The organism is Neglectibacter sp. X4, assembly GCF_009917365.1.
In the GTDB taxonomy this organism is placed as follows: Bacteria; Bacillota; Clostridia; order Oscillospirales; family Acutalibacteraceae; genus Acutalibacter.
In genome coordinates, this window is the sequence record NZ_QWLE01000028.1 from 13,716 (window position 1) to 26,694 (window position 12,979).

12 protein-coding genes are annotated in these 12,979 nt (G+C 47.9%); all 12 read left to right on the forward strand.

Annotated elements, in window-relative coordinates; genetic code table 11:
- Positions 1-15 precede the first annotated feature (15 nt).
- The 12 genes from D1841_RS10365 (at position 16) to D1841_RS10420 (ending at position 12,954) form a co-directional block, all read left to right on the forward strand.
- Complete coding sequence (locus tag D1841_RS10365; protein WP_160642976.1) at positions 16-546, forward strand: adenylyl-sulfate kinase; 531 nt, start codon at positions 16-18, stop codon at positions 544-546.
- Entirely contained in the window at positions 543-1,889 is a 1,347-nt protein-coding gene (locus D1841_RS10370) for a Gfo/Idh/MocA family oxidoreductase (protein ID WP_160642977.1), read from the forward strand. The genes D1841_RS10365 and D1841_RS10370 overlap by 4 nt, the downstream gene beginning before the upstream one ends.
- A 19-nt stretch (positions 1,890-1,908) precedes the next feature.
- Positions 1,909-2,823, forward strand: a complete 915-nt coding sequence (locus tag D1841_RS10375) for a phosphorylcholine transferase LicD (RefSeq protein WP_160642978.1) — start codon at positions 1,909-1,911, stop codon at positions 2,821-2,823.
- Positions 2,824-2,835: 12 nt separating this feature from the next.
- Positions 2,836-4,446 (forward strand): 2-C-methyl-D-erythritol 4-phosphate cytidylyltransferase, encoded by a 1,611-nt coding sequence (locus D1841_RS10380; RefSeq protein ID WP_160642979.1) that lies wholly within the window; start codon positions 2,836-2,838, stop codon positions 4,444-4,446.
- Positions 4,447-4,555: 109 nt separating this feature from the next.
- Positions 4,556-5,485, forward strand: coding sequence for an alpha-1,2-fucosyltransferase (locus tag D1841_RS10385; protein WP_160642980.1), 930 nt, complete (start codon positions 4,556-4,558; stop codon positions 5,483-5,485).
- A 97-nt stretch (positions 5,486-5,582) separates the two neighbouring features.
- A complete protein-coding gene (gene gmd, locus D1841_RS10390) occupies positions 5,583-6,635 on the forward strand; it encodes a GDP-mannose 4,6-dehydratase (RefSeq protein WP_160642981.1) in 1,053 nt (350 codons plus the stop codon).
- Complete coding sequence (locus tag D1841_RS10395; protein WP_160642982.1) at positions 6,625-7,824, forward strand: DegT/DnrJ/EryC1/StrS aminotransferase family protein; 1,200 nt, start codon at positions 6,625-6,627, stop codon at positions 7,822-7,824. Before gmd ends, D1841_RS10395 begins: the two co-directional genes overlap by 11 nt.
- 30 nt (positions 7,825-7,854) lie before the next feature.
- Complete coding sequence (locus D1841_RS10400) at positions 7,855-8,781, forward strand: transketolase family protein (protein ID WP_160642983.1); 927 nt, start codon at positions 7,855-7,857, stop codon at positions 8,779-8,781.
- Positions 8,782-8,814: 33 nt separating this feature from the next.
- Entirely contained in the window at positions 8,815-9,633 is an 819-nt protein-coding gene (locus tag D1841_RS10405) for a transketolase (RefSeq protein ID WP_160642984.1), read from the forward strand.
- Entirely contained in the window at positions 9,617-10,675 is a 1,059-nt protein-coding gene (locus D1841_RS10410) for an NAD(P)-dependent oxidoreductase (protein WP_160642985.1), read from the forward strand. The genes D1841_RS10405 and D1841_RS10410 overlap by 17 nt, the downstream gene beginning before the upstream one ends.
- Before the next feature lie 21 nt (positions 10,676-10,696).
- Positions 10,697-11,641, forward strand: coding sequence for a GDP-L-fucose synthase (locus D1841_RS10415; RefSeq protein WP_237076291.1), 945 nt, complete (start codon positions 10,697-10,699; stop codon positions 11,639-11,641).
- 5 nt (positions 11,642-11,646) lie between these two features.
- Entirely contained in the window at positions 11,647-12,954 is a 1,308-nt protein-coding gene (locus tag D1841_RS10420) for a sugar phosphate nucleotidyltransferase (RefSeq protein WP_160642986.1), read from the forward strand.
- Positions 12,955-12,979: the final 25 nt, after the last annotated feature.

Here is a 12,979-nt window from a genome sequence, read left to right on the forward strand (position 1 = left end):
AAGGGACACTATTTTATGAAAACACAAAAGGGAACAGTTTACTTCTTCACAGGCTTAGCAGGAGCAGGCAAAACCACCCTTGGCGGGCTATTCTACAAGCGGCAAAAGGCCCAAAGAAATGATATTGTGCTGCTGGACGGCGATCAGCTCCGGCGGCTGTCTTTTCACAAGAAAAGTGGCTATACCACAGAAGAGCGCCTGCGGGGTTCCTATTACAATTTTGAAATGTGCCATATGCTGGCGGAGCAAGGTGTGGATGTGGTGCTTTGCAGCATTTCCATGTATCATGCGGCCCGCTCCTGGGCAAAGAACCATATAGAGAATTATAAAGAAATTTATGTTAAGGCGGCTTGGGAAACCCTCTGCCAGCGGGATCAGAAAGGGCTTTACAGCTCCGGCGTTAAGAATGTTGTAGGGGTAGACATCCTCTGCGAAGAACCGGAGCATCCGGATATAATAGTTGAAAATGACGGCAGGGAGACGCCGGATCAGATTGTGGACAGGCTGGAGGCATTTTTCGGCTTGTCTCATGGGGAAAACAAATGACAAAGGTTATTACGTACGGAACATTTGACCTGCTCCATTATGGGCATGTCAACCTGCTAAAGCGCGCAAAGGCTTTAGGAGATTACCTCATTGTGGGAGTTACCAGCGAAAACTACGATCGGTATCGCGGCAAGCTGAATGTGCAGCAATCCCTTGCAGAGCGTATGCAAAACGTCCTTAACACAGGGCTGGCTGACGAGATTGTGGTAGAAGAATATGAGGGGCAGAAGATAGACGATATCACGCGGCTCCATGCGGACATTTTTGCTATTGGGTCTGACTGGGTAGGGCGGTTTGACTATTTGAAAGAATACTGCCAGGTGGTGTACCTGGAGCGAACCCGGGGCATTTCCAGCACAGAGCTGCGGGACAGGCAGCATCCCCAAATCCAATTGGGCGTGGTGGGCAGCGGGAGAATTGCGAACCGCTTTATTCCGGAGTCGAAATTTGTAAGCGGCGTTACGGTGGAAGGAGTTTACAATCCCCGCAGCGCTTCTGCGGAAGCCTTTTCCCAAAGGCACGAACTGGCTTTTTATAGTGACGATTATGACAAGTTCTTAAAGCAGGTTACGGCGGTCTACATTGCCTCCCCCCATGAAACGCATTATGGTTATGCAAAACGCGCCCTGCAGGCGGGAAAGCATGTGCTGTGCGAAAAGCCTATGGTGTTCACGAAAAATGAGGCGGAGAAGCTTTTTGAGATTGCCCGCGAGAACAACATGATTTTAATGGAGGCTATTAAGACGGCATACTGCCCGGGCTTCCGGCGGCTGGTAAGCTGCGCGAAAAGCGGTAAGATCGGGCGCATCGTCAGTGTTGACGCGGCATTTACAAAGCTGGTTCCGCCCCATGTGCGGGAGATGCAGGACAGCGAGTCAGGGGGCAGCGTCACAGAACTGGCGACGTATCCTTTGCTGGCAATTTTGCAGCTTTTGGGATCCAACTATAAACATGCGCAGTTTTACTCCTTGTTAGATCAGAAAACAGGGGTGGATGTGTTTACACAGATGCATCTGCAATACCCGGAGGCCCTGGCCACCGCAAAGGTGGGCTTGGGGGTAAAAAGCGAGGGGAGCTTGGTGATTGCGGGCACCCGGGGATACATTTATGTCCCAGCCCCCTGGTGGAAAACCGAGTATTTTGAACTGCGGTTTGAAAACCTTAACGAAGCGGAAAAGAATTTTTACAAATTCTCGGAGGAAGGGCTGCGGTACGAGCTGACAGAGTTTTTAACCCGCATAACGGAAGGCCGCATGGATGAGGGCGCCTGCAAATTGTCGGTAGATATCGCGGGGATCATGGAGGAATACCGGCAGGGCCATGTGGTAAAAATCGGGCCGTAATGGTAAAGGGGTGTTGGGCTTGCTGCCAATCAAAATAGAACTGCCGGACGGTTTTTTAGAGGAAGAGGTTCGGTGCGGATACACAGTTAGCGCTGAGATGAAAAAACTGTGGGCAGTGGAATTAGACTTGCTTGTAGAGTTTGACCGCGTGTGCAAAAAGCATGGCCTGACATATTTTGCCGATGGCGGGACGCTACTTGGCACGATCCGGCACAAGGGATTCATTCCTTGGGATGATGATGTTGACCTGGTTATGACCCGGTCGGAATATGAAAAGCTTGTTAAAATTGCTGATAAGGAATTTCAGCATCCTTATTTTTTTCAAACGACAGAGTCGGATCCAGGGCTTGTTATGGGCGGCAGTCGGCTGCGGAATTCTGATACAACGCTTATCAGCGATTTTGACAATAGGCGGCCTTATGAAAATAAAGGGATTTTTATTGACCTGTATGTTCTGGACAATGTCCCGGATGATGGCAGGAAGATCTCCGCAATCAGGAAAACCCTCAAAGTTTACTGGCGGATTTTGCGTTATGCAGCCTATTACGAGTCTTATTTTCATTCTGGCAGGAAAATGGCTTTTAAAGAGAAGCTGTTGGGCAAGTTCTCCCTGGGGTTAAAGCATCTTTGGGGCATGAAGGGGCTTTGTAGAAGATATGAAAGCTATTGTACCCAATGGAACAGTACAGATACAGATCTGATTGCCAGCTTGAAAAGCAACAGGGGCTATGTCCTTCTCCGCAAGGAGTGGTATAGCGAAACGCGCCCAGCCGCGTTTGAAGGGATAGAAATCCCCATCCCGAACGGCTATAAGGAATTCCTTACAGAAATGTATGGGGATGACTATATGGTGATGAAACGGCAGCCCTCCACACACCGCCCTCTCAAATTTAATGCAGAGGTGCCGTATCGGGAATATAAAAAGGAAACTTGAGGTGATGCGGCTATGAATATTGCCCTGGTGCTTTCAGGCGGCGTAGGGCGCCGCTTTGGGTCGGATATCCCGAAGCAATACTGCAAGTTAAGAGGGAAGCCTGTCATTGAATATGTGCTGGATGTTTGCAGGCTGTCGAAAGTGACAGATAAAATTATCATTGTGGCCAATGGGGAGTATGTGGAAAAACTGCGCCAAAAGTATGAGGTTGAAACGGTGGAAGGCGGAAATGAGCGTAACCGCTCTATCAAAAGCGGCTTTGATTATATATCCGCCCACTATGACTGCGACAAGGTCATAATTCTGGACGCAGTCCAGCCTATTGTCACAGAGGAGCAGATCTCCCGCTATTTTGAGATCCTGGATGAATATGACCATGTGGTGACCTGCCGGAAAATCACCTCCAGTTTAGGCAGGTACGACGGCACGCAGGCTTTGCGCGATGAATTTTTCCATACAAACGCCCCGGAGGGGTTTCGGTTCAAGGTGATTGCGCCCGTGTTTGACGGCGGCCATCCTTCAGGGGCGGCAGAGCACCAATTGCCGCCAGGGGCAACCAGCTTCCGGTGCTTTGACTATCCATACAACATGAAGCTGACATATCCTCTGGACATGGATGTGGCGGATGTCCTTCTTGACGAGTTCATCCTCAAACCAAAACAGGAACGGGTTTTAAAAAAAGCCAAATCCTGGCTAAGTTCTGTAGACCAGGCAGCCGCTCAACAGTGGTTCGGTGCTGTGCCGGGATATTTTGACAAGCTGCGGGAGCGGTGGGGTATTTCTTCCTATACCATAAACCCCCAGAGCTTTACCGGCATTGTATATGAATGCTGTTCAGAGGCGTTTGGCAATGTAATTGTAAAGTTCGACGCACCGTTCCTGGGGCGGTACATTGGGGAACGGTATTATTACCAGGCTGCCGGACCGGCTTTTATGGCAGAGCTGCTGGATTATGATGATGCTTTTTGCGCGCTGCTGATTCGGCAGGTCTATCCAGGCCTTCAAGTGAAATTTGACCACAGGAATGCAAAGCTTAGGGATTTTTTCAATAAGGTTGCAGACGGCTTTCTTGCAATCAATCCTGGGGATCACCCGGAACTGCCCACCGTTATGGGCATCTTTGAGAGCAATGCAGGTTTAGCCGCAGGACATTCCTTCCAGCGGGAGTTCCGGCAAAAAATGGAAGCGGTTTGCAGGGTGCTGTGGGACAAGTATTTCCGAGATTCCCCCAAAGTATTGCTGCATAAGGATTTGCAGCGGCGGAATATCCTGGATGCAGGCGGTTCGTATCGCGCGATTGATGCCCAAGGCGTAATCGGGCCTTATGAGTTTGAGTTTACCCGCACCCATGTGACAGACGGCATGGATGAAAAGCCGGATAGCTTGGAGGGGTTTATCCAGCGTTTCCGTTTCTTTAAGCCATATGGCGAACCGGAAAGGTTAAATGCCGCCTTGTTTATTGATTGGATATGCGTTTTAAACGAATGGGTAAATGCGGCTGATGATGGATATGAAACAGTTGCCTGGACAGTAGATGCGATTAAACGCATGTTTTATCCGAATGGGGAGTGGCAGAAGGAGGAATTGCCGATGCCTAATTTGATTGATGACAAACGGATATAAAATCATATAAATTTTATATATAGTGGAGTATGTAACTTCCGATGGATAATTTCCATAGTCATGTCTGTTAAAACCATTGATATTAAAAACAAAGGAAGAAAAATTAAAAATGAGAATACAGTACCTTGAGTGTGGGTTGGCGTCTCAAATGCGCCAATATGTATTTGCACGATATGCAGAAAGAAAACATCCTGGAGAGCGTTGGTTTTTCGATGACTCAGATGCTTTTGTCCGAAACGGACATAATGGATATGAACTAGAGCGAATATTTGGAATAAAGGCGCGTATGTTAAGCGACTGCTTTAATAAACAAACATGGGAGCACATCATAGTGAGGCGGCGGAATGCTTTGTTACAGCAAAAGAAAGCCGGAATTCCTTTTCAAAATAGAACTGGCATCATTTTGCCCCAGATTCTCTTGGAAAAAGGCGTTCCAATTACTTTGGTGAGAAGTTCAAAAGCGTTAGGCAACGAATTCTGGTTTGATGGAGATATAATTTATACATCGGGTTTTGACCCTGAAATTCTTGAATTGCCATATCGCAATATATATTATTATACGTATCCAGCAAAAAGAACATGGTTTGAAGAATTTAGAGAAGAAAATCTTTTAGAATTTACTTTTCCCAGACTTTTGGATGAAACGAACCAGAGATTTGCAGATATGCTTAATACGAGTTATTCTGTGGGTATCCATGTAAGAAGAGGCGATTTTCTGCTGCCAGAAATAAACCGCGCGGTTCCTAATGAGAACTATAAAATAGCCTGCCAACAGGTAATGGAGGAACATCCCAGCGCCCACTTCTTTATCTTCTCAGACGATTTGGAATGGTGCCGTGCCAACGAAAAAGAACTGGGCTTTGACCTGTCACAGAGCACGACATACGTTGCTGGCAACACGGGCAAAAACAGCTACATAGACATGCAACTCCTCAGCATGTGCAAAGGGATGATTCGTAATGCGCGAAGCGCCTTTTCACAGGTGGCAGGATGGCTGAATCCCAATCTGGAATTTGAAATAAAACTGAAAAAAGAGTGAGTAGTTATTACATGGAGGTACCTCCATGTAATCCCTTCTAAAGGAAGGGATTACAAATCAATGCTGCTATAAGGAAACAACACAGAGGTGCATAGCAATGAAAACCGCACTGATAACTGGCATCACGGGCCAGGACGGCTCTTACTTAGCAGAGTTTCTGCTGGAAAAAGGGTATAAAGTACACGGCGTTGTCCGGCGCTCGTCTGTAGCGAATACTGCCCGTATCAACCTCCTAATTGCAAAAAACGCCATAACCCTGCACGACGGTGATTTGACCGATTCTTCCTCCCTCATCCGCATTATCCATGAGGTACAACCTGACGAAATCTACAACCTAGCGGCCCAGAGCCATGTGCAGGTTTCTTTTGACGTACCGGAATATTCGGGCGACGTAGATGCCTTGGGCGTTCTGCGGATCCTGGAGGCGGTGCGGATTTTGGGCCTCACAAACAAAACGCGGGTTTACCAAGCTTCCACGTCAGAGCTTTACGGCAAGGTGGAGGAAGTGCCCCAAAAAGAGACAACCCCGTTTCACCCCTATAGCCCTTACGCTGTAGCGAAGCAGTATGGCTTCTGGATGGTCAAGGAATACCGGGAAGCTTACGGCATGTTCGCGGTAAACGGTATCCTTTTTAATCATGAATCAGAGCGCCGGGGGGAGAACTTTGTCACCCGGAAAATTACCTTGGCGGCTGGTCGGATTGCCGAGGGCTTGCAGGACTGTCTGGAGCTTGGAAATTTGGATTCCCTGCGGGACTGGGGCTATGCAAAGGATTATGTGGAATGCATGTGGCTGATGATGCAGCAGGACAAGCCGGAGGATTTTGTTATTGCAACTGGCATACAGCATACGGTGCGGGATTTCACAGAGAAAGCCTTTGCCGCCAACGGGATTACCATCCGCTGGGAGGGCGCTGGCCTTGACGAAAAAGGCTATGACGCCGGTTCAGGGAAGCTGCTGGTGAAAGTCAACCCGGCCTGGTTCAGGCCTACAGATGTGGACAACCTGCTGGGAGATCCCACCAAAGCAAAGACTGTTTTGGGCTGGGATCCGCAAAAGACCAGCTATGAAGAGTTGGTACGGATTATGGCGGAGTACGACCGGGAGCTGGCAAAACAGGAAAAAAGGGGGCGGCTTTGTGCTGGGTAAAATTGGCGTGGGATACGCTTCTGTGACGGAAATTGAGAAAAAATATGTGCTGGACACCTTGGATAACCAGCGGCTTTCCCAAGGAAAATATGTGGCTGCTTTCGAGAAAAAGTTTGCCCATATGCACGGTCACAAGTACGGCATCATGTGCAACAGCGGCACAGGGGCCCTCCATCTGGCGCTGGAGACACTGCGGGAGGTAGACGGCTGGACAGATGAAACCGAAGTGCTGGTGCCTGCCATCACCTTTATTGCCACCAGTAACGCCGTGATGCATGCGGGGATGAAGCCTGTTTTTGTGGACGTTGACCCCGTTATATATAATATGAATCCCGATGAAATCGAAAAGCATATTACGCCCCGGACTAAGTGCATTATGCCAGTCCACTGTTTTGGCATGCCCTGTGATATGAAGCGCATTGTGGCGATTGCCCGAAAGCATAACTTGCGCATTGTGGAGGATTGCGCGGAAGCCCATTTTGCCAAGGTGGATGGGCAGACGGTGGGCAGCTTTTCCGACATTATGGCTTGCAGCACCTATGTGGCCCATACCATTACCACTGGCGTGGGCGGGGTCATGTGCACCAGCGATAGCGGATTGATGGAGATCATGCGGAGCCTGGTGGCCCACGGGCGGGCCTGCACCTGCGAGAGGTGCCTTGCCAGCGATGGCGATACGGTATGCCCTAAGCGTATGCAGACAGAGATAGACCGGCGGTTTATGTTTGTGCGGCTGGGATACAGCTACCGGGTGGGAGAGATAGAAGGCGCGCTGGGGCTTGGTCAGTTGGAGCGTGTGGATGAAATCATGGGGGCGCGCCGCCGGAACGCGCAGTTTTTGATAGAAGGACTGGCGCCTTTTGAGGATAGAATCCAACTGCCGCGGCATCCGGACAATGTGGAGCACACCTATATGATGTTTCCCATCCTGCCCCGTAAGGGGAGCGGCATTAACCGGGATGATTTTGTGCGGTATCTGGAGAAGCACAATATTGAAACCCGGCCTATGCTTTGTCTGTTGAACCAGCCTGTCTATAAGGAGATTTTTGGGGATATGGAGAAGGATTATCCTGTGGCACAGTATATAAACCAAAATGGGTTTTATATCGGGTGCCATCACGGGCTGTCTGAAGATGAGCTGGGGTATGAGATTCAGGTGATAAAAGAATACCTGGAAACAATTCAATGAGCGGACGAAAAATCGTGGGAGTTAAGGATTATGCTTTCAGTGCGGGATGCTTTTTTCAATCAAATTTTTTCGCAAGTCAGCCAAGGGGAAGATATTGTTATCATCACGTCAGACTTGGGTGCACCAAGTTTAGATGATTTCCGGAAATATTACCCAGAGAGATATATCAGTGTAGGAATTGCAGAGCAAAGCTTGATCTCCGTTGCAACGGGTTTATCTCTTTCAGGGAAAAAAGTGGTTGCCTACGGTTTGAATCCGTTTCCCATCACACGGGCATACGATCAAATCCGTTCGCTGCTGGCAGAACTAAATGTTCCAATAACCCTTTGCGGCCTCAATGCAGGCTTGTGTTCTGCTGAGGCAGGTTATACCCATATGCCCATTGAAGATATGGGCATGATGCGAATGCTGTCAAATGTGCGGATGTTCAACCCCTCGGATACGTGTATAGCAGAAAAACTGGCAAAGGAAGTACCAACGTGTACTTATCCCCGATATATCCGTTTTGATAAGGGCGTCACTGAAACCTTTTATAACGAGGAAAATATTAATTTGCACACAGGCTTCACTACATATGGCCAGCCGGGGAACCTGTGTGTCGTAACCTTTGGATGTTTTATTTCTCCTATACGGAAAACAATCAGCCAACATTTTGGGATGGAAAATAAAGTTCAACTTATTGACCTGTTTGGTTTACCAGTAGATGTAGAGCAATTAGTAAAGTGTCTGCAATCCGCAAGAAAGGTTTTGACAATTGAAGAGAATGTCCTTGCAGGCGGAATCGGTTCTTACATACTCGAATTATTATCAGATTACGGGATGTCAAAACCTGTAAAGCGGTTAGGCCTCCAATTAAAAAATGGGTATTATAATGCTTTCACCAATAGAGAGTATATCAGAAAGAGCCAAGGTTTTACAGAATCTGACATAGAAAAAGTTATTCTGGAAATGGCCTGAGATTTAAGTAATTAAGGTTAATGAGGAAACCAAATGATGAAGTATGGTGTAACAAAGCTTAAGCAAAAGGCGTATCAATACCGAAAACGTTTTTTGGATATCTTTACAGAGGTGGGGTATGGGCACTTGACCTCTGCTTTTTCCTGGACTGAAATTGCTACTGTGCTCTACCATGAAATTATGCAGTTCCCTCCCTATTGGGATGAGGCAGGGGATTTTGATAAGATGGTAATCAGCAAGGGGCATAGTGTCGGAATGCTGTTCCCCATCTTTGAAGATTTAGGGTATTTCACAGAGAAGGAATTGATGGAGACGATTCGGGTTGGAGGCTCTAATCAAAAGCTCCGCAAACTATATTATCCGGGCTTTGACTTTTATGGTGGTTCTTTGGGGATAGGATTGGGTGTCGCAGCGGGATTAGCAAAAGGCGCTAAGCTGCAAAAAGCAGCATGGAAGGTATACTGCCTTGTCGGCGATGCGGAATGCTATGAAGGTTCTATCTGGGAGGCCATGAACTTTGCAGGCCATCAACAGTTAGACAATCTGATTGTAATAGTAGATAGGAATTTTCTAGGATGCTCAGACTTTACAGAACACATGTTGAAGCTGGAGCCTTTCAAGGAAAAATGGCTTAGCTGTAACTGGGATGTCTGCGAAATTGATGGGCACGATGTCAGACAGGTCTATGAGGCGCTTTCAGAGGCAGGAAAACCTGGACACAGCAAGCCACAGTGCATAATTGCCCATACAAAGAAAGGCAAAGGGTTAGAATATCTGGTAGACAGGCCACTTATGCATGGGTATATTCCGAAAGGGGAGGAGGTTAAGCGGGCGTATGAATCCCTACAGTAGAAGGGCTGAAACAGTAAAAGCGGATTCTCTACTGCTTTTAAAAGAATTTCAGAACATACTGGAATCCCTTCGTGGCGCAAAAATTTTGATAACGGGTTCTACCGGTATGATAGGTTCATATCTGGGATGGCTCCTGCTATATTTATCAGATAAGCTGGACTTACATGTGTTTTTACATGGCAGGAATACAGAAAAATTGAAGTTGTATTATCAGGATTTTTGGGAAAGCGGCAGGTGCCATATTGTAACCTTCGATTTAGCACAGAAGCATCCTAGGGGTGTATTATGCGATTATATTATCCACACGGCCAGTTTGGCTAACAATTACGCTTTCAAAATGTACCCAACAAAAGTTATGGAACCTAATATCCTGGGGACCTGGATGCTATTGGACTACTGCAAAGAATCTGGTGCAAAGCTTTTGCTATGCTCATCCAGTGCAATATATGGGGAAACGGAAAGAACCCAGAGTGTTTTATCAGAATCCGCTTATGGGATTGTCGATCCGCTGTCTAGCCGTGCATGTTATACGGAAAGCAAACGCTGCGCCGAGCAGATGTGTGCGGCTTTTACAAGAGAATATGCTGTAAAGACAAATATTGTACGGATATCTCACACATATGGCCCCACTTTTGATATAGAAAATGACGGGAGGGTTCTTCCTCGCTCCATAAAGAAAATTCTATCCAGCCAGGATATAGAGTTGTATGATGACCCGGATGCTATAGTACAGTACACATATGTGGGGGATATCTGCTCTGCTATTTTAGATGTGATGATCCAAGGGGTTTCTGGTGAAGCATATAACGTTTGTGGGGATGAGATGCTGCCTTTGCCACAGATTATAGAGTATATGCTTGATGGGACTCCAGAAAGCTTATCCAAGCTGGTGCTGGTTCCAATAGATGAGCGCTATGCCTTCAAAAAAGGCAGTGGAGTCAATATAAAAAAGCTTGATAATGGGAAACTGAAGGCTTTAGGATGGAAGAGCTTGTTTAGCGGAAAAATAGGGTTTCGGAGAACAATACAGAGTTACATTTAGGGATAAAGGCAGGGAAACGATTTGATGGACAAAAAATCCAGGGTATATATAGCCGGCCACACGGGTATGGTAGGCTCTGCCATTGTGCGTGCGTTAAAGCGGCAAGGATATGGAAATATCATCACTTGTACACACAAGGAGTTGGATTTGCGCTGCCAGGCTGATGTACAGCGCTTTTTTGCTACGGAAAGGCCGGAATACGTTTTTGCCGCTGCCGCACGGGTCGGAGGAATCAAGGCAAACAGCGAAGCGCCGGCAGATTTTTTCTATGACAACATGCAGATTGCAGACAACTTGATTATGGAGGCGCATCAGTATGGTGTAAAGAAATTCCTGTTTTTGGGCAGCACTTGTATGTATCCCCGGGACTGCGCACAGCCCATGAAGGAACAGGCGCTTTTAACGGGTCTGCCAGAGTATACCAACGAGGGCTATGCCCTGGCGAAGGCCTGCGGCAGCCGCCTGTGTGCCTACATACGCAGACAGTATGGGGACGATTTTATCAGTTCTATCCCAGCTAATGCCTACGGCCCTGGAGACTCATTTGATAAAGAGCAGGCACATGTAATCCCCGCTCTGATCCGACGGTTTCACGAGGCCAAAGTGCAGGGCATACCGAATGTGGTTTGTTGGGGAGACGGAAGCCCATTGCGGGAATTCCTGTATGTTGATGATTTGGCAGATTCCTGTATTTATCTGATGAACCATTACAGTGGCGAAGCCCCTGTCAACATTGGGACAGGGAAGGAGATCAGCATTCGGGATTTGACCGAATTGACAGCAAAAGTTATAGGGTATACCGGCACAATTTCCTGGGATACTACAAGGCCTAACGGCGCACCCCGGCGGCTACTGGACATTTCCAAAACCGCCGCCCTGGGCTGGACATATAAAACCGAGTTGGAAGAGGGGATCCGCCTGACTTATGAGGATTTTCTTCACAATCCTGTGCGGGCTGAAAGGTAAAATATATGAATGTTATTCTGTTGTCCGGCGGTTCAGGTAAGCGGCTGTGGCCCTTGTCTAACGAAGTGCGCTCCAAGCAGTTTATCAAGCTTTTTAAAACACAAGACGGCAGGCAGGAGTCCATGGTGCAGCGGGTATACAGGCAAATCCGCCAGGCTGATCCGGATGCAAAAATCATCATCGCCACATCAAAAGCCCAAGTGTCGGCCATCCGCAATCAGTTGGAGAAAAATGTATCCATTTCTGTGGAACCCCGCCGGCGGGATACGTTTCCTGCTATTGCGCTGGCCTGCGCATACCTGTATGATGTCCAGGGCGTATCGCCAGAAGAGCCTGTGGTGGTGTGTCCGGTGGATCCCTATGTGGACGGCTCATACTTTCATTCGTTGAAAAGGCTGAGTGAACTTGCTATAACCGGAGACGCAAATCTGGTTTTGATGGGCATGCAGCCCACCTATCCCAGCGAAAAATATGGGTATATTCTGCCGGAAGGCGCTGCGGAGGTCAGCAAGGTGCTGGCTTTTAAAGAAAAGCCAGATGTTGCAACCGCGCAGGATTATATAGAAAAGGGTGGCCTGTGGAATGGCGGCGTGTTCGCCTTCAGGCTGCAATATGTCCTGGATAAGGCCCATGAATCGGTAAATTTCACAGACTATCAGGATTTGTACACAAAGTATCAGCAGCTTCCTAGGATCAGCTTTGATTATGCTGTCGTGGAACAGGAGCCGGACATCCAGGTTTTGCGGTTTGCAGGCGAGTGGAAAGATATTGGCACCTGGAATACCATTACAGAGGCCATGGATGGACACAGCCTGGGAGAAGCAGTGTTGCACGAAAGCTGTGAAAATGTACATATCCTCAACGAATTGAATGTGCCTGTCCTGGCATTGGGCCTGCATGATGTGATTATTTCTGCCAGTCCCCAAGGGATTTTGGTTTCCGATAAAGGGCAGTCCAGCCACATAAAGCCGCTGGTAGACAGCCTGGAACAGCAGGTAATGTATGCGGAAAAGTCCTGGGGAAGCTACCAGGTTCTGGACGTGGAGGACAGCAGCCTGACTATCAAAGTGACGCTGAAGCCAGGGCACAGCATGAATTACCACAGCCACCAGTTCCGGGACGAGGCGTGGGTGGTAATTGCCGGTGAAGGCCGAGTGATCCTGGACGGCAAAGAGAAGCTTGTGCAGGCTGGCGACATTGTTTCCATGAAAGCCAGGTGCCCCCATACTGTTCTAGCTTTATCCGAACTGAAAATGGTTGAGGTGCAGTTTGGAAAGGAGATCAGTGGGGAGGATAAGACTGTTTTAAATTGAATGGTATATATGCATATGTTCTGGG